A 20,132-nucleotide genomic window follows, 5' to 3' on the forward strand; every position below is an offset into this window, starting at 1 on the left:
GTACCGCCCCTTACGTCCGGTATATTGTAAAGATCGCTTTGCTTTGATCCTCGCTATCTAGCGCCAGTCCGAACATAAGATTTTCATGTTTAAGCGTCCGGTTCAAGGCATCGACCACTTTATATAAGTCAGGGCCATGTTGAATTTTTACAGTTGATAATACTTCAATTTTACTTTCCATGCATGTTCCTCCATTGTAAATACCGACAGGTTTTGTTTTTAAATCTATATTTCTTCATTATAGCAGGGAAGAAGACAATTGGCAGGATTTTAAAAAGCTTTTTTTAGCAGTGATTATCAATAATAATCACTAGCCTCTTATAGCCATTTTTCTATTTCTTCAATAAGTTTATCAATTCCAACTTTACGAATTGGCACCCTGGGAATCGAGCGAAGGAAGGAATGTCCGTATGTTGCTTCCCCAAGCCGCCTATCGAAGACGACAATGACTCCCCTGTCTTTTCCGGTTCTGATAAGCCTGCCAAAACCCTGTTTAAAACGCAGGACAGCTTCCGGAAGTGAATAGTCCGAAAAGGGCTTTCCACCCGTCTTTTCAATCATTTCGCATTTTGCCTTGGTCCAAGGTTCATCGGGCGGACTGAAAGGAAGCCTGACGACAACAAGACACGATAGTCCCTCCCCTGGAATATCAATTCCTTCCCAAAAGCTATTTGTGCCAAAAAGGACGGCTTTCTCAAATTTCAGGAAATTGCGTGTCAGCCTAGATCTGCTGCCCCCCGTAATCCCTTGTGCAATCAGTGCATACTCCTCCAACAGACCGCTTTCTTTTACAAGTTCAAACGTCTTCTTTAGCATCTCATGCGATGTAAACAGGATTAGCATCCTTCCTTTCGCTGCATCGCAAATCGAAATAATTCTTCCAGCTATTTCTGCTATATATTCATCCTGCGGCACAGTGTTGACTGCGGGCAAATCAGTTGATATAAACAATTTGACATTTTGCTCATAATTGAACGGAGATGGGATTGAAACAGTGTTAACTTGATTCTGATTCAGGCCAAGGCCAGAAAGAATAAACTTAAAAGAATGGTCAATTGTCAACGTTGCTGATGTAAGGACCACAGATTTTTTTGAAGAAAAAAACATAGAATGCAATTTTTTTGCAACCGACAAAGGCATTGAATAAATACATGTTGCATTTTGAGGTGAACGTGTATCGGTTTCAATCCATTTGACAAATTCCGTATCGTGTGTGAAAACACCATTCAATTTTAGTCTAAGTTCTTCAGCATCTGAAATGAAAGCTGCAAGCTGTACCGCCAATGCTGAACCCTCATCAGTGCCGAGCGGAGCAATGGACTCGCGCAAGGATGCAGCTGCTTCGCTTATATCCTTAAGTAAAAAAGAAAATCTGTCAGCTGCATTTTTCAAGGTCTCCCATTCATGGACCTGCTTATTTTCGTCAATTCTCGTTTTCAACCGGTTTTGGCCATGATTTTTTACTGCTTTTTTAACATAGGAAAAGAGCAATCCAAAAAATTCATCCATTTCGTAAACTGTATCGGCAACGATTTGATTGATAGCTGCCCTCGATCCTGCCTTTCCTCTGCCTTCAAGTTGGGAAACGAATCTGTCAGCTTTGTAAAATAATTGTTTTTGTTCAAATAAGCCGAATTGCCCGAGGATCAGCCTGGCGCCAATATAATCCAGGCGTATGCCCAGATGCTCGGCGGCGGCATGTTCAAAATGGTGGCCCTCATCAAGAATGGCGTACTCATAGGAAGGCAGGATCCTTCCTCCTGCCTCAACATCGGCCAGCAGAAGGGAGTGATTTGTAATAATTAAATCTGCCTCATTTGCGAGTTGGACGGCTTGTTCATAAAAATTATAGCCTTGCCATGCACTACTTCTTCCAGTGCTGTTCCCATCCTCTGAAATCCCGTTCCAATACAAGGCACCCCCGCTGGAAAGATTGAGTTCATCCCTGTCACCAGTTTCGGTCCGGGTTAGCCAGACAAGGATTTGCATCTTCGCAAGCGAAGTATCATAGTTGTCATTTTCCTCTTCAAGGCTTTTGGCGAAAGCTGGAAGGGAAAGGTAATTACTTCTGCCTTTCATAAGTGAAGCCGTGATTGGAAACGGAATAGTTCTTTTCAGGAGCGGTATATCTTTTTTCATGAGTTGCTCCTGAAGCTGGATTGTATATGTACTGATTACAACTTTTGCACCGCTTTTTCGGGAAAAATATGCGGCAGGAAGCAAATAGCCAATTGATTTGCCAATTCCTGTTCCAGCTTCAATCAGAGCATGCGTTTGATTGCTGAAAGCATGATAGACTTCATCCATCATCTCAAATTGCCCTGTCCGCTTCTCATACTCTTCAATGGAATTGCGCATCATTTCCTGCTTTTCCTCATCCTTAAAGGGGTACTGGACACCACTCTCTGAATCAATGCCACTCGAAGACGTTCTACGTTTCAGACTGATACCATTAATCGTTACCATCGAGCTGGTTTCAGCTTGAAAAAGCGTACCACGGCGGGATGTATACTCTTCCAGAAGAAGGTGGATATCACTCTTTAGTCCCTCAGAGAGAGCAGTAAGTTGATTCAATGTCTTAATAGGCAATGCTTCCAGCTTTTTTAAAAATAATAGAAATAACTCTGCTGTTACGTATGCATCACTATCTGCCTGATGAGGGCGGTCATGGTTAAGCCCCTCCTTTTCTGCAAGGTCAGATAGCTTATAGCTGTCAGCTTCTGGCTCAAGAAACCGAGCCATTTCAACTGTATCAAGAACTGGCCCGAAAAATCCTTCTTCACCTGCCATAAGAAGTTCCTCCTGAAGGAAACCCAAATCAAATAGAACATTATGCGCAACAAAATAGGCGTCTTCCAAAATGGAGGAGATTTTTGGGGCCACTTCACTAAACTGTGGAGCTTCCTTTACAGCTTCATCGGTGAGGCCTGTCAGCTCTTCAATAAATAAAGGGATAGGTTTTCCCGGATTTAATAGCGTTGTATATTGATCTGATATTTTGCCGTCTTCTATGACAACAGCCGCAAACTGAATAATTCTATCGCCTTTCTTTGGCGAATTGCCTGTTGTTTCAAGATCGACTACTACGTATTTCTTGTGCATCCTTACACTTCCCACTAGGTTCTCTCAATCAAAACCCTACCATAAAATACAGAAAATAAAAAGCGGAGGCCGCCAAGGGCAGTTCCGCTTTCGTGATTTATATAATTGTATTTGCCGGTTCAGCGTTAAGAAGTTCGACAATCTTGTTGTTTTCATCCATAATTGCAACCTTGGGTTTATGGTAGACAACCCTTTCTTCAGGAACAAGGACATACGAAATTATGATCACAACATCCCCCTCCTGAACCAGCCTGGCAGCCGCACCATTCAAGCAAATAACACCACTGCCTCGTTCCCCGGGGATAATGTACGTTTCAAGGCGGGCGCCATTGTTATTGTTGACAATCTGGACTTTCTCATTTGGAATCATCCCGACTGCATCAAGGATATCTTCGTCTATCGTAATGCTCCCAACATAATTGAGATTCGCTTCAGTTACTCGGGCGCGATGGATTTTTCCGTTCATCATGGTGTGGAACATACTGCTACTCCTCCATATTTATCAAAATGTACACGATTAGGCATCCAAAAGAATATTGTCGATAAGCCTTGCACCGGAAAACCGAACAGCCAGAGCAATAATACACTTGCCTTCAATTTTTTCAACAGGTTCGAGAGATGGATACCGGTAGATTTCCACATAATCAATCTGGCCGTTTGTCTCCCTTTCAATTATGCCTTTTATAATATCAATGACTTTGTCCGGATTCTTTTCGCCATTCTCAAAAGCCTCGCGCCCTTCTTTCAGTGCCCTGTACAATGCAGGAGCCTCCTTGCGCTCTTCCTCAGTCAAATAGACATTTCGCGAACTTTTTGCAAGCCCGTCTTCTTCCCTGACTGTATCCACCGCTACAAGCTGGACAGGGAAATTAAAATCATTTATTAATCCATCGACAACTGCAACCTGCTGTGCATCTTTCAAGCCAAAATATGCCTTATCAGGCTGAACAATCGAAAATAGTTTAGTTAGTACGGTTGCCACTCCATCAAAGTGGCCAGGCCTTGATTTGCCGCACAGGACATCTGTCCTTGCTTCAACAGCGACTTTAACAGTCGGCCTTGAAGGATAAATTTCCGACGCTGCGGGCGCAAATACATAGTCCACCCCGGCATTTCGGGCGACAGTTAGATCACGTTCCAAATCCCTCGGATACGCATCGAAATCTTCGTTAGGCCCGAATTGGAGCGGATTGACAAAAATGCTGAGCACAACAATATCATTTTCGGCCCTGGCTTTTTGGATGAGCGCTTGATGCCCCTCATGAAGGAAGCCCATAGTTGGCACAAAGCCAATTGAACGTCCTTCTCTTTTATGCTGAGTCAACTGCTTACGGAGCTCGACAATTTGCTCAATCTTTTTCATTATTTACCACCATATAAAGCCTGGAGCTCTTCTTCTTTCATTGTAAAAGTATGGACATTCTCAGGGAAACTACTGCTCTTAACATCTGAAACGTACTGCCCAATCATATCCACGATATCATTGCCAATATGGCCGTATTGTTTTACAAACTTCGGAACCCGTTCTACTCCGTAGCCAACAAGGTCATGGTAGACGAGAACCTGTCCATCCACCTCTGCCCCTGCACCAATTCCGATTACAGGGATGGAAACGGTATTAGCAACCTCTTGGGCAAGCTGTCTCGGAATGCATTCAAGAACGACAGCAAACGCACCCGCTTCCTCACATTTCTTGGCATCTTCAATCAATTTTGACGCCGCCGACGCGGTCTTGCCCTGAACTTTAAAGCCGCCCAGGACACCTACCAATTGAGGTGTAAGCCCAAGATGCGCACATACCGGAACGCCGGCCTGGGTAAGCGCTTTGATTTTTTCAAGCACATCATCCGCACCTTCCAGCTTGACTGCGTTTGCGCCCGTCTCCTGGATAAGCCTTGCAGCATTCCTGAGGGTATCCTCAACCGATAGATGATAGCTCATGAAAGGCATATCCACGACAATAAATGTACCTGGTGCCCCTCTTTTAACTGCCTTTGAATGATGGATCATATCATCCACTGTTACAGGAACCGTCGAATCGTAGCCAAGTACGACCATTCCAAGAGAATCACCGACAAGGATCATCTCAACCCCAGCTTGTTCGGCAGTTTTGGCAGCCGGATAGTCATAAGCCGTCAGCATGACAATCTTTTCGCCATTTTGTTTCATCTTCAAGAAATCTGTTGTACTTTTCACATCAATATCCTCCTTCTGTTAGGAAGAGGGGATAAAAAGGATTTGCCGCAGCATAGAAAAAGATCCTTGCTGAAGGCAGAGGATCCCGTTGTTTTTTGCGTTTTTATCCCTCTGTCCCGGTCCTTTACGGATCTAGGCAGAAACCATGTTTAATTAGGACTTGCATAAGGTGCAGTTCTTTTGGATACCGCCCAATCGAATTATAGCAAAACCCATGAAGGATGCCAACGATTATTTGCTTTGGAATGCTATCTCGAGTATGGATTTGCCTCCAATAGACAAGATTGACGGAATGACAGGCAGACCGTGGTTTTTAATCGTTAATCGAGATTCACTGTTTGTTGTCAGGCAAGTTGCGAGAATAGTTACTTCTCACTAGCAATACTCGGAGATTCACTAGTTATCTCGCTGAAAAACTAGTAATACTCCGAGTAGTACTACAAATGACTACCCTCCCACACTACACTTAAGTGCTAGACAACTTGCGTCAGTAGTCACTTTTCACTAGCATTACTCAGAGACTCACTAGCCATCACTCCGAAAAAACTAGTAATACTCCGAGTAGTACTACAATAACTACCTCCCCGCACCACACTTTATTGCTAGACAACTTGCGTGAGTAGTCACTTTTCACTAGCATTACTAGAGACTCACTAGCCACCTCGCTAAAAAAACTAGTAATACTCCGAGTAGTACTACAATAACTACCCTCCCGCACCACACTTTATTGCTAGACAACTTGCGTGAGTAGTCACTTTTCACTAGCATTACTCAGAAGTTCACTAGCCATCACTCCGAAAAAACTAGTAATACTCCGAGTAGTACTACGATAACTACCTCCCCGCACCACACTTTATTGCTAGACAACTTGCGTGAGTAGTCACTTTTCACTAGCATTACTCAGAGGTTCACTAGCCATCTCTCTGAAAAAACTAGTAATACTCCGAGTAGTACTACAAATGACTACCCTCCCACTACACTTAAGTGCTAGACAACTCCCGAGTTAGTCACTTTTCACTAGCAATAACTAAAAAAATGCCCCAAACGCTAACGTTGGGGGCATCATCATCTAATGATTCTCGGATTATTACGTATTGGGCAGCTCAATATCTGCAGAGTAAATGGAATGAATGGTGCCTGAAGCATCCTCTATCTCAAGAACACCCTCCTCGGTTATTCCGCAAGCAGTTCCTTCAATCGTCCCATTGTATGTCCGGGCCCTGATTGGCCCGCCAATACCACTTGCACTGCTTTCCCAGAGGAGCTTAATAGGCCGGAAGCCTTCCTCAAGGTATAACAAATACAACTTTTCAAATTGAAGGCAGAATTCCCGGATAAGGCCAGCACGGGAATGTTCCGTCCCTGTTTCAGCGGCAATCGATGTTGCAAGGTCCCGTAACTCGGAAGGGAAATCGGATCCTTTCTGGTTGACATTGATTCCTATCCCAATAATGACAGAATGAATCCGATCTGCCTCAGCTTGAAGTTCGGTAAGAATTCCAGTCAATTTCTTGCCATTGGCTAAAATATCATTTGGCCATTTGATTTCCGGAGCAAGGCCGGTTGCGGCTTCTACTCCCCTCACAACTGCCACGGCTGTTAACAGAGTAAGTTGCGGTGCCTTTTGAAGTGGAATATCCGGGCGGACAATCAAACTCATCCAAATGCCCGTCCCGCTTGGGGAATGCCACTTACGGTCCATTCTTCCCCTGCCTTCTGTCTGCTCGTCGGCTACGACCAGGGTGCCGTCATGGGTCTTTTCAGCAGCCAGTTTCAGTGCTATTTTCTGAGTGGAATCAACCGAATTAAAATAATGGATGGTTTTACCTATGAATTCGGTTTTTAAACCGAGTCTTATTTCATCCGCTGTCAAGGCTGAAGGAACCTCGATAAGCCGATATCCTTTTTTCCTGACAGCTTCAAGTCTGAACCCTTCCTCTCTGAGTCCTTCGATATGCTTCCAGACAGCGGTTCTTGAACATCCTGCTGCTTCCGCCAGTGCCTGCCCAGATATGAATTCATCTTCTGCTTCTGCAAATGCATCAAGCAGCTTTTTTCTTATTTCTGATTGCAATTGAGAAGCCACTCCTTTATCTTGTCCTTTCGGTTCATAAGGCGGCCCAGAAGAATGGCCTCTTCCACCAAAGCCAATTGCTCTTTAACCCATGGCCCGCCGGACTGTCCCGCCCAGCTAATCAGGTCGCCCCCGGATATATCCATATCCTTGCTCGACTTAATTGGCAGAGTTTCATACGTTCTAACCCATTTTTCTTTATTAGCCTTACGCCCAATTGCATGCAGCAGGTTTTCCACAGAAGAAATAGTATCCAACCCTGCCTGATAAAGAAGGAGAACATCCCAATCATTGTCAAGCCTCTGCCTAAAATAGTCGAGCACTTTCAAAATTTCTTTTATTTGCTTAATTGGCAGCTTCCATTCCCGCAGAATCCCCTCCGCAGTCTTTTCTTCAATTGCCAGGAAATGCAGGAGCAGCGCCCACATTTCATTTAGGCGAAGAGATAATATCGAAAAGGTTGCCAGCTTTGAAAGTTCATTTGCCCTACCACCCAGGCCGGGCAGATATTCAAGAATTCCAGTATCTGAAACCATTTTAATACCTTCAACTCTGCCGATTCCTTGGATCATTTTCTCAAACTCGGCCCTTTTACGCTCAACTGCAATATGCGATAGCAAATGGGCTGTTTCAACTATAGAGGAAAGGGTTTTATCTTCAATGTCAAAACCTAGCTGGCTAAGGAAGCGTACCGCCCTCATAATTCTAAGAGCATCTTCGCTAAACCTTTCAAAAGGGCTTCCTACAGTTCGTATTAGTTTATTGGCGATGTCTTCCTGGCCTCCGAAATAATCGATGACTGTTCCGTTCCGATCCATAGCCATTGCATTGATCGTAAAGTCACGGCGCATTAAATCCTCTTTTAAGGAGGAAACAAATCTTACCTCATCAGGCCGCCGGAAGTCCGTATAGCCTGTTTCAGTCCTGTAAGTCGTCACTTCATAGGACCCACCCTTATAAAGGACAAGTACCGTTCCATGCTCAATCCCAACATCAACTGTCCGGGAGAAAATTTTTTTGATTTGCTCGGGAAGGGCTGAAGTTGCAATATCAACATCGCCGATTGGTCTTCCCAGAATAGTGTCACGAACCGACCCGCCGACAAAATAAGCCTCAAACCCTGCGGCTTCTATTTCATTCAGAACGGGCAATGCATCTAAAAATGGCTTTTGCACGATTCCCACCTAATTTCCTAGCAATTTGTAATAGAGGGTTTCATATTCACCAACAATCCGGTCTGCATTGAACCTTTCCTTTGTATCCGAAGCAGCTTTTTTTGAAAAACGTTGATGAAGCTCTGGATCAGATAATAGGGCAATTGCGTTTTCTGAAATAGCCTCAATGTCCCCTAGCGGACATATAAATCCAGTTATGCCATCACGGATTACTTCCGGTATTCCGCCAATATCTGTCCCAATGCAGGGCACACCGCATGCCATTGCTTCCAGCGCGACAAGGCCAAAGCTTTCTTTTTCTGATAAAAGAAGCATTAAATCACTAATTGAGTAAAGTTCTTCCACATTGTCCTGCTTGCCGAGGAACAGGACTTTGTCCCTCAAACCCAGCTCCGCCACAAGCCGGGTCACATTTCTCTTCTCCGGTCCATCTCCAATCAACAGCAGTTTTGCGGGCATTGCTTCTGCAATCTTTGCAAAAGTACGAATCACATCCGGTACCCTTTTCACTGTCCGGAAATTGGAAACATGGATTACAACCTTCTCTGACTCGTCCACCTTCAATTTTTTCTTTAATTCCAGGTCAGCACGTCTTAAATATACTCGTTCATCTATGAAGTTATATACGGTCTCAATCTCTTTATCGGGATGAATCAGTTCCATCGTTTGGCTGACGAGTGAATTTGACACAGCCGTTACAATGTCGGATTTTTCGATCCCAAATTTTATCGCATCTGCCAGAGACGGGTCATTCCCAAGCACAGTAATATCTGTGCCATGCAAGGTCGTCATGACTTTCAAGTCCCTTCCACTCATCTGCCTTGCGAGTATCGCGCAAACAGCATGGGGAATTGCGTAATGGACATGAAGGAGATCAAGGCCTTCCTGGTTGGCTACCTCAGCCATTTTACTCGCCAACGCAATATCATAGGGCGGATATTGGAAGACAGAATACTGATTGACCTCTACCTCATGATAATGGATATTATGGTACATCCTCTTTAGCCTGAATGGCAAACTGGAGGAGATAAAATGGATTTCATGTCCCTTTTCTGCCAGAAGTTTGCCCAACTCGGTTCCGATAACACCTGAACCTCCTACAGTAGGGTAACATGTAATCCCGATTTTTAATGGTTTCATAGCTGCCTTTCTCCCAATAGGTCACCGTCAAGCAATAGTGGACCGCCAGTTTTAAATCCTTCAGCGTATTGGACACCAACTTGCTTGCCGAATAAAGATTCCCGCGCTTCAATTGAATCAATATAGCCGTTTACAAGCGGGGTATCGAAGCTGTCATCCTGTTTTACAAATTGGCTTTCATACGCATTTAGTGCCGCTTTTTTCGATTCAAAAAAAGCAGTAATATCTATAACAAATTCCGGCTGATGAAAGCCGTTGATCATATAATAGTAAACCCTGTCCGCCTTATGGGGCGGGAAATGGGTACCATCATCAAATTTGCGGACTCCAGCTGAAAAAACCGCCTCTTCTACAAGGCGGGCGCAATTTCCGTGGTCAGGATGCCGGTCCACGCAATAAGGCGCAAAAACGAGCTGTGGCCGATACGCCCTAATTACAGCTGTTATTTGTTTTATGTACTCTTCCTTCATAAATAGCCCGCGGTCTGGCATCTGCAGCCCTATCCGCTCAGCTTGAAGAATGGACGCTGCCTTGGCCGCTTCTTTCTTTCTTGTTTCTACGTCGCCGTTGGAAGACAATTCTGCCATGGTCAAATCGCAAATGACTGTTCTCTTTCCACGGGCGGCATATTTTGCAATTGTGCCTCCCATGCCAATTTCAACATCATCAGCATGGGCGCCAAAAGCGAGGATATGTACAGGTTCGGAATAAACGGTCATTCTGGATTATTCTCCCTTTCAACCGACCGCCAATCAAGATGGCCTTCTTCAATCCCCTTGACAACAATCTCGGCTGTTCCCATATTAGTTGCCAATGGGATTGCATAAACATCACAAAGCCTCAGCAATGCATTAACATCCGGTTCGTGCGGCTGGGCCGTAAGCGGATCGCGGAAAAAGAAAATCGCGTCCATTTTGTTGTTGGCGACGAGTGCACCAATCTCCTGGTCTCCGCCAAGCGGGCCTGACTGGAAGCGATGGATTTCAAGCCCGGTCGCTTCTGAAATTCGTTTTCCAGTCGTACCTGTAGCAAACAGAGAGTGGCTTTCAAATATCGGTTTATATGCTGTCACGAAATTGACCAAATCATCCTTTTTTTTGTCATGGGCAATCAATGCAATATTCATCTTTCTCCCCCGCTATTCCAATATATTTTCGAGTCCGTATACAAACGAGTCGATCTTCATGACAGTGTCAACAGCTGTTTTTACCCCTGACATAAACGATGCCCGATTATACGAATCATGGCGGATAGTAAGTGTCTGGCCCTCTGAGCCGAATAAGACTTCCTGATGGGCAACAAGACCAGGAAGACGGACAGAATGTATCCTCATCCCTTCATAATCTGCGCCCCGGGCTCCCTTTAATGTTTCCTTTTCATCAGGATGGCCCTGTTTTTTGGCTGTACGCTCCGAGGAAATCATCTGGGCTGTTTTAACAGCAGTGCCGGATGGAGCATCAAGTTTCCTGTCATGGTGCATCTCAATGATTTCGACATCATCGAAATACTTTGCTGCCATTTTGGCAAATTTCATCATCAGAACAGCACCAATGGCGAAGTTAGGAGCAATGATACAGCCAAGGCTTTTTTCTTTGGAAAGTCCTTCAAGCTCTTCCAAATCCTCAGGTGAAAATCCGGTTGTTCCTACTACAGGCCGAACATTATAATTTAAAGCTGTTCGGGCGTGATGCATGCCCGCCTCTGGAACAGTCAGGTCAATTAACACATCTGCATTTACAGCCTGCAGGCATTCCTCAATATCAGAAAAGACGGGTACATCGGAAAGTGGGAAGTTTCCTAATTCCCCGAGAGTTAAGCCGTTATTGCTCCTGTCTAATACTGCAACTAGGTCAAAATGAGGAGTATCAGCTGCCAATTTGACTGCTTCACTTCCCATTCGCCCCCTTGGGCCAGCGATGACAATTTTTATTTTTTTCTCCATAAAATTAACAACTCCTCTATGCATCATTACTTTCTTGTCCAGCGGTCCTTGTCCCTCGTCCTGAACTTTTCCATAACCATGTCATGGGATTCCTGAAGGTCAATATTCAGGGAATTTGCCAGGCAAATCATTACGAAAAGCAAGTCCCCTATTTCTTCGTTGACTGTTTTCGTCTCCTCAGTAGCCTTTTTCGGTTTTTCCCCATAATAATGATTAATTTCCCTCGCTAGCTCCCCTAATTCTTCAGTTAGCCTCGCAGTCAAAGCCAACGGACTGAAATAGCCCTCTTTGAACTGCCCTATATATTCATCCACTTCTTTTTGTAGCTGTTTCACTGTTTTCGTCTCTTCCATTGGTTCACCCCGGCCGATTAAGAATAGTTTTATATGTAATAGGCTATAACTCATGTTAGCTAAATTAAATTCCATTTACAAATATTTTTTCACGAAATAAAAATGTGGCGGAAATTGCCGGAATAACTTGTATCCGATATAATTATATCCGTCTTTATCGGTCAAAATATGGCAAAGGGAGGCTTCATACATGATAAAAGGCCTGAAAGTGAAAAATATCCTGCTCATTTTGCTAGGGACGGCAATTATGGCATTCGGAGTTATTAATTTTAACATACAAAATCAGCTGGCAGAGGGCGGAGTGACCGGGATTACGATTCTTATCTACTTCTTGTTCAACTTTGACCCTGCCTATTCCAACCTGATTATAAACATCCCTATTTTCTTTTTAGGCTATAAATTGCTTGGAAGAAGAGCATTCATTTATACAATCATTGGAACCGTTGGGCTTTCCGTTTTCTTGTGGATTTTTCAAAGAATCCCTCTTGAGATTCCGCTTCGGGATGATATGTTTTTGGCAGCGTTATTCGCCGGTCTATTTATAGGGGTTGGCCTTGGTATCATTTTCAGATTTGGGGGCACTTCAGGTGGTGTTGATATTATTGCCAGGATTGCCCAAAAATACTGGGGAATTAGCATGGGAAGGACAATGTTCATGTTTGATGCACTCGTAATCCTCGCATCTTTCCTGACCTATCTCGATTATCGGGAAGCAATGTACACCCTCGTTGCCGTAGCTGTTGGTGCAAGAGTAATTGATGTGATGGCGGAGGGTGCTTACTCTGCTAGGGGCGCGATGATCATGTCCGAAAAATATGATGAGATTGCTGAACGGATCATGAAGGAAATGGACAGAGGGGTTACTGTTCTTAAAGGTTATGGGTATTATAGCAAGAAGGAACGAGAAGTTTTGTACTGCGTTGTTCCTAAAAGTGAAATCATCAGACTTAAAAATGTCATCACAGCAGTGGATCCTCATGCATTTGTCTCTGTAACAGCCGTCCACGACGTCCTTGGAGAAGGTTTTACGCTTGATGCAAATAAAAATCCTTTTGAAGTATAAGTTCAAATAGACAACAAAAAGAGCGGGGAATTAACCCCCGCTCTTTCTATTCGTTACGAGTCATGCCGGTATAAATCAAAACAAGCCTTAACAATTCAAGTACCGCAACTGCTGCCGCTGCCACATAAGTCAAAGCTGCCGCATCAAGGACCTTCTTCGCAGGACGCTCTTCCTCATTCCGGATTATCCCAAGCGAAACCACTTGATCCAGTGCTCTGCTCGAAGCGTTGAATTCAACAGGAAGTGTGACGATTTGGAACAAAACCGCTGCGGCCATGAAGATGATACCCAACAAAAGCAATTCACTCATATAGGCAAGCATTCCAATTATGATCAGGATCCAGGAGAAGTTGCTTCCAATATTGGCAACAGGAACAAGCGCATGCCTGAACCTAAGAAATGCATAATTCTCGCCATCCTGGATGGCATGCCCGACTTCATGGGCCGCAATAGCTGTGGAAGCTAAAGAATGGCCATGGTAGATGTCGGGTGAAAGCCTGATTGCCTTTGCCCTCGGGTCATAATGGTCACTCAGGAAGCCGCGCCCTTCTTCAACCCTTACATCATAAAGCCCATTGGCATGAAGGATTTCTCTTGCAACTTCTGCGCCTGTCTTCCTGGAAGATGAGGCGACCTGTGAGTACTTCTTATATGCTCCCTTAACCCGCATTTGAGCCCATAACGGAATAAGGATTATTATCGCAAAATAGATTAAAAACATGTTGAACCCCCTATCCAGTCTAGTTATCATAACTTTACCGAAAAGGGGAGAAATATGTCAATCTTTTAGCTCGCGGCGTTTCTTTGCAATTTCTCTATCTCCTTTGTACTTTCTCCACCCCACATAAGATAATGTCAGGATAATAATACTGCCAGTTGAAATAATAACCCACCATAGCGAGGGATCTGCTTCATCTTCCTCTATTCCGTTAAAAATATCCTGAAGACTCGTTCCGAGCGCATCAAGTTCCTCTAGCTCGGCCTGGCTTTTTGGCAGCGACGAACTCAGCTTTTCCATTGACCTTACCCTCGCATCGACCCGTTGAAGCTGTTCTTTTGGAACATCTATCTTCATACTTGGATAAATGAGCTCGTACATTGACAGAAAAGAATTTAAATTGGCATGATAAAGTGTAGGTTCACCTTTTTGAGCGGCCTGTTTTGCCTGGCTGAACGCTCCCATTACATCGTCCTCCATTTCCGACCAAAGCGGATCGGATGAGGTTGATAGTGCATCGATAACTAAGCGAAACCGGGTAACTTTATTCAGCCTTTCCTGATATTCCATTGTGGGGCTTGCCGCGGCTTCCATAGCCTCATCCCTGGATACAGAAACGATCCTCATTTCATCAAGGGTTATCGGAACAGTCCCATCATACATCTGCTCAAACTCTTCTGAAAAATAACTCAGTAATTTTTGAGCATCTTCATATCTCTGATTCTTAACCATCTGGAATGCATCGTCAGAAATCTCATCAAGTTTTTCAACATCCGCGAGGTTTTCCGCCGCAAAAACCGAAAGCGGGAAAGAGATTAAAAAAAGACTTATAAGGAAGCATCTAATCTTCATATATTGGCACCCCTCTCATACTAGTAAAAATGTATGAAAAAAAGGACAAGTATAGAACTTGTCCCGCCAATATTTCAATAGATAGAGTTTAAAGGGTTTACATGTCAAGCTTGAACCGCTTTGGGCGTACACACAAATACCATGTCAGGAAAATCGATGCGATGGACAGCCAAAAAGTAAAATAGCCTATTTGAGGTGTATATTCATCGAGAACATGATAGGTTGGAAGCATAAAAAACACATAATCAATTACATCATTGTGGAGGGTCCAAACTGCTGCAATGGCAAGATGCCAAGCCTTTATCCTGTAAAAAGGGGCATAAAGCACACCTTCAACAGCCATTGCAAAGTGAGACAGCATAAGCATCCAGGCTATCCCATCCAGCTCGCCGGTCTCTACAAAAACAAGAAGATTCATGACAACTGCCCATATACCGTATTTCACCAAAGTAACAAGAGCGAGCGCCTCTATGATAGGCCAATTTTGTTTTAACAGGAACGCAATAAGTACCAAAACAAAAAACAGGCTGGCTGTAGGACTATCCGGTACAAAAGCAAGAAAGATTGCAGGAGTTTCTTTTAATTGCGGGCTATACCAAATATAGCCATAAAGTGTTCCCAGAATATTAACGATCAGAAGTAACCAAAGTACCGGCCGTTGGGCAAAAAGTGGGTAAATCCATTTCATCTTTTGATCCGCCTTTTACTAAATATATGTATGGGTTGATGGTAACACAAAAAATTCAACTTCAAAAGAATAGAAGTACAAAAGGCTGATGGGTTCGCCATCAGCCTAATTATTATTCGCTCTTTAAATTCGCGATAAATTCAGATAGGACTTTCAATTCTTCATCGGTGCCATTAAACATTCCCGCTGGCATAGAGCCTTTCCCCTCAACGGCAACCTTGGCAACATGTTCGGGATCAAACCCGCGGTCAATCAGTTTGACACCGCCGGCTCCACCTTGGAGTTCGGCTCCGTGACAGGTGATACAGCCCTGATCTTGGTAAATCTTATACCCGTCTGCATTTTTATCAATATTGGATTCAACAATCGCTCCCTGGCGTTTAGCAGCTGCCCAGTCATGGTGAGCGACAACCTCCCATGTCAGGTAGAAAATGGCTGCTACTGCCAAAAGCATAAACGCAGTGGCAGCTGGACGCTTGGATGGCTTCCGTTCAGGTCCCCTATCAATGAACGGAGCAAGCAACAGTGCACCGAATGCAAGACCCGGAATAACCATTGACCCAACGGCATTATAAGGCCCGGATGCATACGTATATTTCAGCAGCTGATACAAGAACATAAAGTACCAGTCAGGAAGCGGAATGTAACCCGCATCCGTCGGATCTGCAATCCTTTCAAGCGGCGACGGATGCGCTACCGTCAAACAAAGAAAGCCTACTAGAAAAACTGCGCCAACAAGCCATTCCTTCAAGAGGAAGTTCGGCCAGAAGGCTTCGGTTTTTCCAGGGTATTCCGAATAGTCTTTGGGAGTCATAGGTTTACGCTCGGACGGCGCCAGTACCCGTGAATCGCCAACAAACTTCATACCTTTTCCGCGATGCATCGAAAAATCCCCCTCCTTTTTCGTCATATGGTGCAGGAATCAAAATAGTCCTGCCGCGAATTTTTACAACGGTCCTGAGATACCCTGCTTACGGATCATAATGAAGTGGGCCCCCATTAGTCCCAACAGCGCCGCAGGCAAGAAGAAAACATGGATTGCAAAGAAACGGGTAATCGTTTGCGCACCAACAATTTCCTGGTGTCCTGCCATCAATGCTTTCAAGTAAGGACCTATTAACGGAACTGATTCAACAATCTGCAGTGTAACTTTTGTCGCAAATAGCGCTTTCATATCCCAAGGCAGCAAGTAGCCTGTAAGACCAAGGCCAAGCATGACGAAGAATATGAGTACCCCAACAATCCAGTTCAGTTCACGTGGCTTTTTGTATGCGCCCTGGAAAAATACCCTCAGTGTATGTAAGAACATCATGACAATGACCAGGCTTGCGCCCCAGTGGTGCATACCCCGGACAATTTGGCCGAAAGCGACTTCATTTTGAAGGTAGTAAACGGATTGCCATGCATTTTTTATATCTGGAACATAATACATGGTCAGAAACATTCCAGACAGGATTTGTATGACGGTTATAAAGAATGTCAGACCGCCAAAACAGTATACAAATGCCGAAAAGTGATGGGCAGGATTTACGTGCTCAGGCACTTCGTGGTCAGCAATATCGCGCCAAAGCGGCGTAATATCGAGGCGCTCATCCACCCAATCATAAATCTTATTTAACATTGGTTAGAGACCCCCTTCCTTCCATGGCTGCGGCTTACCCAAATAAAGCAAGCCGTCTTTCTCCCGGACAGGGTACATATCCAGAGAGCTGATTGGCGGTGTTTTTGGGACGAGTTTACCGCTCTTTTTGTAACGCCCCCCATGGCATTGGCAGTAGAACTCGTTTGGATGATCCGGGCTATTATCCCAGCCGACTGTACAGCCAAGGTGTTTACAAACTGGTGACAGGGCAATAATTTTCCCATCCTCATCTTTATAAACCCATGCAGTTTGAGTTACCTCGGATTCGTACCACGCATCCTTTTGCTTAAACGAATAATCGACACGCTCAGGTTCTTCAGTTATGTCGGCCACCTTTTTAGGTGTCGGAATAAAATCACCTGCATTGTCAGCTTTGAGCATAGGATCAACGGCAAAACGGACCATTGGCATAATCATCCCAGCCGCCATGAATCCCCCCACACCAGTCAAGGTATAGCTTAGGAACTGCCTTCTTGAAACTCGATGCTTACTCATGCTTCTCCCCCCTCTGTTCACACGTTAAGTCCGTACACTTACAATGAATAACTAGGACATTATTATGATATATCAATCTGAATTCAAGGTCAATATTATACTATTTTGTGAACTTTTGATTTTCTGAACTTAATGGCGATTTTGTTATAGATGTACAAATGCAATTTAACTTTCTTAATAGGGAAAGAATATTATATTTCTTCCCGCCATTTTGTTGTGAACAGTTCAGCAAGCTGCTTCACCTGTTCATTAATGAGCGACCTTTTCTGCTGGTCATCCATGCTTGAAAGAGGCAATGCTGGGAGCCAGAGCAAGGACCCAGACAACGAATCGTTGTTCTGAAGCCATGACTGGTCTGAAGTAACAAGAAAAATATGCCGGATTCCTTCTCCCTGAAGAGCTGTTTCCCAACCCTTTAGACGATTAGCCAATTCTTCCTTCGTTTCATTATGTAAATACGTAAAAGCTGGCAGCAACAACGTCCGCCCCGCAAATTGCCTCTCGAGGCCTGCCGAGAGGGTACCAATAAATTCAGACATTGTCGCTGATTGGGGCATCTTGTCTCCCAGGCCAATCTGAATCAGAGGTATAATTGCAGTGTCAATATATTCTTTTGCGTTCATGTATTGGCTGATGTCCACCGGAAGCCATTTCATTCACTTCCCTCCTTTATGTGCTTAACTCTTTCAATCATATCATTCCTGAAGTTGCAATGTGAATCTTTACGACACGATTCTCACAAAAAAACTCGCCAGTTGGCGAGCGTGCGGCAGGCAAAGTTCATTCACCGGACTTACGTGATAACCGATTGGCAGAGATGAGAATCAGTTAAATCATGCTCTCATATCGGTGCGGCTTTTTCATTCGATTCAATTGTTCTGTAAAAAGAAGAAATGCTTCCTTATCCTGTTTATCGAGTGCTTCATCGATCAAGTTAAGCAGCTTTTCCTCATTGAATCTTTGAATGCTGTATTCCAGAAATTGCTGGGCTACTGCCCTATCCTTCTCATTAACCTGTAAATGTCTTGGCATATACGGATTATCTTCAAGGACAGCGGCATACTGATGCACCTTATTGGAGGCATTAAAGTTCAATTGGATGTAAATTTCTTCTTCCCTATTAAGCCTGATATCATGAAACGATTTTTCGGCATCGGTTGTCATGATATTTTCTTTATAAAAGCGGAACGGCACTTTATCTGTGCAATGGGTCGACATAATCAGGCCCCTCGGGCAATACTGAGCCTGGTCAACAAAATGCACTTTTTCCATCAGTTGGTCATGGCTCATAAGATAATTGAGGATCCATACGCATTCTCTTCTCTTTAACTGATAATGGTTCAAAAACCATCGGATAAAGTCCTTTTTCTCGTTGACAGATACAGGGGTTGCCATGATCGTTTCCCTCCTCTGCGAAATTAACTTGATTATTCTTGTGAAAGCCTTTCAACCAGCCCAGCATATTCCTCATTTGAAGGATCATTCTTTAATAACCTATTAAAAACTTCGGCAGCCTTGCCTGTTTTTCCTTCTTCAATAAGAAAATATCCATAATCATTCAAAAAACTTTCATTTTCCTTGAAGAAATTATATGCGGTTTCAAAATTTTCCGATGCTTTTTCAAATTCTTCAAGTTCGTTATAGCTAACAGCTGCATCCCATAGAAATTGGGGCTCGGCATGTTCATTTACATCCAAATTCTCAATTAGGTCAATTACATCTGAATATCGATCCTGATGAATGAAAAGCTTATTAAGTGTCAGGGCAGCCTCAGAGAACCCTGGATCAAGAGCGAGTGCTTCTCGAAGCATCCCCTCTGCTTCTCGTTCCAGCCCAAGCTTTAAGGCTAGCTTACCTCCATAAAAAAACAAATCCTTATTAAATTGATCGCGGCCTATTCCTTCTTGTACCGTTTCAAATGCATTTTGAGTCTCATCTTCCTGCTCGTACGCTTTTGCAAGGTTTAAATAAAGTGAGTGATATTCGGGGTCAAGGTTCTTCAATTCTGTAAACTTTTCAATGGCGATCCGGCTGAAACCCGCTTGCAAGGCTGTAAAAGCAAAGCCGAATAATGTATTAATCTCAACTTTATTTCCAAGAGCTTTCTCATAATGAGGAAGAGCATCTTCGAATGCACCGGATGCGCTTAGAATTTCAGCAAGCCTTTCATGAATATTGGCACCGGCAATATTTTCGCCTTCCTTTAACGCTTCCTCATAGAAAAGGATCGATTTCTTTACTTCTCCCATCGAACTGTATAGCTCCGCAAGCGCAAAATCAACAACAGGTTCATCTGGCAGAGATACCTTTGCAGCTAATAATTTCCTTTCACTCACCTCATAAAGGCCCTGCATTTGATACAGGTCTGCCAATAACAGCAGAGCTTCTCCATAAGAAGGATCATCATCTTCAATATCTTCAAGAAGCAGGATTGCCTTTTCTTCATGGTCATTGTCAATATATGCTTCCGCGAGAAGAACAATGATTTCGCCTTCCCCAGGATAATACAGAAGAAGGTTTTCAAATAGCGAGATAGCTTCTTCCAGGAAACCATATTGAAGCATTTCTTCCCCGAGAAGAAATTTCTCATCAGCAGTCCCTGTTTGTAATACTTCATTATATTCATTGATAGCTTCCGTATGTTGTCCATTTTCCAGCATGCTTATAATTTTATTGACTCGGTTCATGAATC

At 43.9% G+C, this 20,132-nt stretch carries 22 protein-coding genes; 1 reads left to right on the plus strand and 21 read right to left on the minus strand.

Annotated elements, in window-relative coordinates:
* Nucleotides 1-10: 10 nt before the first annotated feature.
* The 12 genes from A8F94_RS03280 to A8F94_RS03335 form a co-directional block, all read right to left on the minus strand.
* Nucleotides 11-181 (minus strand): YpmA family protein, encoded by a 171-nt coding sequence (locus A8F94_RS03280; protein ID WP_066195539.1) that lies wholly within the window; start codon nucleotides 179-181, stop codon nucleotides 11-13.
* A 137-nt stretch (nucleotides 182-318) separates the two neighbouring features.
* Nucleotides 319-3,102: an ATP-dependent DNA helicase DinG gene (gene dinG / locus A8F94_RS03285; protein ID WP_066195541.1), complete on the minus strand. Its 2,784-nt coding sequence runs from the start codon at nucleotides 3,100-3,102 to the stop codon at nucleotides 319-321.
* 97 nt (nucleotides 3,103-3,199) lie between these two features.
* Nucleotides 3,200-3,583, minus strand: coding sequence for an aspartate 1-decarboxylase (gene panD, locus A8F94_RS03290; protein WP_066195544.1), 384 nt, complete (start codon nucleotides 3,581-3,583; stop codon nucleotides 3,200-3,202).
* Between the two features lie 36 nt (nucleotides 3,584-3,619).
* Complete coding sequence (gene panC, locus A8F94_RS03295; protein WP_066195546.1) at nucleotides 3,620-4,465, minus strand: pantoate--beta-alanine ligase; 846 nt, start codon at nucleotides 4,463-4,465, stop codon at nucleotides 3,620-3,622.
* Nucleotides 4,465-5,298, minus strand: a complete 834-nt coding sequence (panB, locus tag A8F94_RS03300; RefSeq protein ID WP_066195549.1) for a 3-methyl-2-oxobutanoate hydroxymethyltransferase — start codon at nucleotides 5,296-5,298, stop codon at nucleotides 4,465-4,467. Before panB ends, panC begins: the two co-directional genes overlap by 1 nt.
* A 1,087-nt stretch (nucleotides 5,299-6,385) precedes the next feature.
* Entirely contained in the window at nucleotides 6,386-7,384 is a 999-nt protein-coding gene (locus A8F94_RS03305) for a biotin--[acetyl-CoA-carboxylase] ligase (RefSeq protein WP_066195552.1), read from the minus strand.
* Entirely contained in the window at nucleotides 7,357-8,547 is a 1,191-nt protein-coding gene (locus A8F94_RS03310; protein WP_066195555.1) for a CCA tRNA nucleotidyltransferase, read from the minus strand. Before A8F94_RS03310 ends, A8F94_RS03305 begins: the two co-directional genes overlap by 28 nt.
* Nucleotides 8,548-8,556: 9 nt before the next feature.
* Nucleotides 8,557-9,687 carry an N-acetyl-alpha-D-glucosaminyl L-malate synthase BshA gene (bshA, locus tag A8F94_RS03315; RefSeq protein ID WP_066195558.1) on the minus strand — a complete coding sequence of 377 codons (1,131 nt, stop codon included), beginning with the start codon at nucleotides 9,685-9,687 and terminating at the stop codon, nucleotides 8,557-8,559.
* The gene (gene bshB1, locus A8F94_RS03320; RefSeq protein WP_066195560.1) at nucleotides 9,684-10,406 is read right to left on the minus strand and encodes a bacillithiol biosynthesis deacetylase BshB1; all 723 of its coding nucleotides are present in this window, start codon (nucleotides 10,404-10,406) and stop codon (nucleotides 9,684-9,686) included. The genes bshA and bshB1 overlap by 4 nt, the downstream gene beginning before the upstream one ends.
* A complete protein-coding gene (gene mgsA / locus A8F94_RS03325; RefSeq protein ID WP_066195562.1) occupies nucleotides 10,403-10,813 on the minus strand; it encodes a methylglyoxal synthase in 411 nt (136 codons plus the stop codon). The genes bshB1 and mgsA overlap by 4 nt, the downstream gene beginning before the upstream one ends.
* A gap of 12 nt (nucleotides 10,814-10,825) precedes the next feature.
* Nucleotides 10,826-11,629, minus strand: a complete 804-nt coding sequence (gene dapB, locus A8F94_RS03330; protein WP_066195565.1) for a 4-hydroxy-tetrahydrodipicolinate reductase — start codon at nucleotides 11,627-11,629, stop codon at nucleotides 10,826-10,828.
* A 26-nt stretch (nucleotides 11,630-11,655) separates the two neighbouring features.
* Nucleotides 11,656-11,982 carry a nucleotide pyrophosphohydrolase gene (locus tag A8F94_RS03335; protein WP_066195567.1) on the minus strand — a complete coding sequence of 109 codons (327 nt, stop codon included), beginning with the start codon at nucleotides 11,980-11,982 and terminating at the stop codon, nucleotides 11,656-11,658.
* Nucleotides 11,983-12,172: 190 nt separating this feature from the next.
* Between A8F94_RS03335 and A8F94_RS03340 the strand changes: the two genes are divergently transcribed.
* On the plus strand, nucleotides 12,173-13,045 hold the full coding sequence (locus A8F94_RS03340; RefSeq protein ID WP_066195572.1) for a YitT family protein: 873 nt from the start codon (nucleotides 12,173-12,175) through the stop codon (nucleotides 13,043-13,045).
* 46 nt (nucleotides 13,046-13,091) lie between these two features.
* Here A8F94_RS03340 and A8F94_RS03345 read toward each other — a convergent pair whose 3' ends face one another.
* The 9 genes from A8F94_RS03345 to A8F94_RS03385 form a co-directional block, all read right to left on the minus strand.
* Nucleotides 13,092-13,766, minus strand: a complete 675-nt coding sequence (locus A8F94_RS03345) for a zinc metallopeptidase (RefSeq protein ID WP_066195576.1) — start codon at nucleotides 13,764-13,766, stop codon at nucleotides 13,092-13,094.
* 57 nt (nucleotides 13,767-13,823) lie between these two features.
* Nucleotides 13,824-14,615, minus strand: coding sequence for a sporulation protein YpjB (gene ypjB / locus A8F94_RS03350; protein WP_066195579.1), 792 nt, complete (start codon nucleotides 14,613-14,615; stop codon nucleotides 13,824-13,826).
* Between the two features lie 97 nt (nucleotides 14,616-14,712).
* Entirely contained in the window at nucleotides 14,713-15,303 is a 591-nt protein-coding gene (locus A8F94_RS03355; RefSeq protein ID WP_066195583.1) for a DUF1405 domain-containing protein, read from the minus strand.
* Nucleotides 15,304-15,415: 112 nt separating this feature from the next.
* On the minus strand, nucleotides 15,416-16,186 hold the full coding sequence (locus A8F94_RS03360; protein WP_066195586.1) for a menaquinol-cytochrome c reductase cytochrome b/c subunit: 771 nt from the start codon (nucleotides 16,184-16,186) through the stop codon (nucleotides 15,416-15,418).
* 63 nt (nucleotides 16,187-16,249) lie between these two features.
* On the minus strand, nucleotides 16,250-16,924 hold the full coding sequence (qcrB, locus tag A8F94_RS03365; protein ID WP_066195588.1) for a menaquinol-cytochrome c reductase cytochrome b subunit: 675 nt from the start codon (nucleotides 16,922-16,924) through the stop codon (nucleotides 16,250-16,252).
* Between the two features lie 3 nt (nucleotides 16,925-16,927).
* Nucleotides 16,928-17,440, minus strand: coding sequence for a ubiquinol-cytochrome c reductase iron-sulfur subunit (locus tag A8F94_RS03370; RefSeq protein WP_066195591.1), 513 nt, complete (start codon nucleotides 17,438-17,440; stop codon nucleotides 16,928-16,930).
* A 191-nt stretch (nucleotides 17,441-17,631) separates the two neighbouring features.
* On the minus strand, nucleotides 17,632-18,096 hold the full coding sequence (locus tag A8F94_RS03375; RefSeq protein ID WP_066195593.1) for a YpiF family protein: 465 nt from the start codon (nucleotides 18,094-18,096) through the stop codon (nucleotides 17,632-17,634).
* 172 nt (nucleotides 18,097-18,268) lie between these two features.
* Entirely contained in the window at nucleotides 18,269-18,835 is a 567-nt protein-coding gene (locus A8F94_RS03380; protein WP_066195596.1) for a ReoY family proteolytic degradation factor, read from the minus strand.
* A 32-nt stretch (nucleotides 18,836-18,867) separates the two neighbouring features.
* The gene (locus A8F94_RS03385; protein WP_066195598.1) at nucleotides 18,868-20,127 is read right to left on the minus strand and encodes a tetratricopeptide repeat protein; all 1,260 of its coding nucleotides are present in this window, start codon (nucleotides 20,125-20,127) and stop codon (nucleotides 18,868-18,870) included.
* Nucleotides 20,128-20,132: the final 5 nt, after the last annotated feature.

The organism is Bacillus sp. FJAT-27225 (assembly GCF_001685025.1).
Classification (GTDB): domain Bacteria; phylum Bacillota; class Bacilli; order Bacillales; family Cytobacillaceae; genus Bacillus_D.

What these genes read in the sequence shown, in the direction of transcription:
- A8F94_RS03280 (WP_066195539.1), bottom strand. Translation starts at nt 181, where the DNA reads ATGGAAAGTAAAATTGAAGTATTATCAACTGTAAAAATTCAACATGGC.
- dinG (WP_066195541.1), bottom strand. Translation starts at nt 3,102, where the DNA reads ATGCACAAGAAATACGTAGTAGTCGATCTTGAAACAACAGGCAATTCG.
- panD (WP_066195544.1), bottom strand. Translation starts at nt 3,583, where the DNA reads ATGTTCCACACCATGATGAACGGAAAAATCCATCGCGCCCGAGTAACT.
- panC (WP_066195546.1), bottom strand. Translation starts at nt 4,465, where the DNA reads ATGAAAAAGATTGAGCAAATTGTCGAGCTCCGTAAGCAGTTGACTCAG.
- bshA (WP_066195558.1), bottom strand. Translation starts at nt 9,687, where the DNA reads ATGAAACCATTAAAAATCGGGATTACATGTTACCCTACTGTAGGAGGT.
- bshB1 (WP_066195560.1), bottom strand. Translation starts at nt 10,406, where the DNA reads ATGACCGTTTATTCCGAACCTGTACATATCCTCGCTTTTGGCGCCCAT.
- mgsA (WP_066195562.1), bottom strand. Translation starts at nt 10,813, where the DNA reads ATGAATATTGCATTGATTGCCCATGACAAAAAAAAGGATGATTTGGTC.
- dapB (WP_066195565.1), bottom strand. Translation starts at nt 11,629, where the DNA reads ATGGAGAAAAAAATAAAAATTGTCATCGCTGGCCCAAGGGGGCGAATG.
- A8F94_RS03335 (WP_066195567.1), bottom strand. Translation starts at nt 11,982, where the DNA reads ATGGAAGAGACGAAAACAGTGAAACAGCTACAAAAAGAAGTGGATGAA.
- A8F94_RS03340 (WP_066195572.1), top strand. Translation starts at nt 12,173, where the DNA reads ATGATAAAAGGCCTGAAAGTGAAAAATATCCTGCTCATTTTGCTAGGG.
- A8F94_RS03345 (WP_066195576.1), bottom strand. Translation starts at nt 13,766, where the DNA reads ATGTTTTTAATCTATTTTGCGATAATAATCCTTATTCCGTTATGGGCT.
- ypjB (WP_066195579.1), bottom strand. Translation starts at nt 14,615, where the DNA reads ATGAAGATTAGATGCTTCCTTATAAGTCTTTTTTTAATCTCTTTCCCG.
- A8F94_RS03355 (WP_066195583.1), bottom strand. Translation starts at nt 15,303, where the DNA reads ATGAAATGGATTTACCCACTTTTTGCCCAACGGCCGGTACTTTGGTTA.
- A8F94_RS03360 (WP_066195586.1), bottom strand. Translation starts at nt 16,186, where the DNA reads ATGCATCGCGGAAAAGGTATGAAGTTTGTTGGCGATTCACGGGTACTG.
- qcrB (WP_066195588.1), bottom strand. Translation starts at nt 16,924, where the DNA reads ATGTTAAATAAGATTTATGATTGGGTGGATGAGCGCCTCGATATTACG.
- A8F94_RS03370 (WP_066195591.1), bottom strand. Translation starts at nt 17,440, where the DNA reads ATGAGTAAGCATCGAGTTTCAAGAAGGCAGTTCCTAAGCTATACCTTG.
- A8F94_RS03375 (WP_066195593.1), bottom strand. Translation starts at nt 18,096, where the DNA reads ATGAAATGGCTTCCGGTGGACATCAGCCAATACATGAACGCAAAAGAA.
- A8F94_RS03380 (WP_066195596.1), bottom strand. Translation starts at nt 18,835, where the DNA reads ATGGCAACCCCTGTATCTGTCAACGAGAAAAAGGACTTTATCCGATGG.
- A8F94_RS03385 (WP_066195598.1), bottom strand. Translation starts at nt 20,127, where the DNA reads ATGAACCGAGTCAATAAAATTATAAGCATGCTGGAAAATGGACAACAT.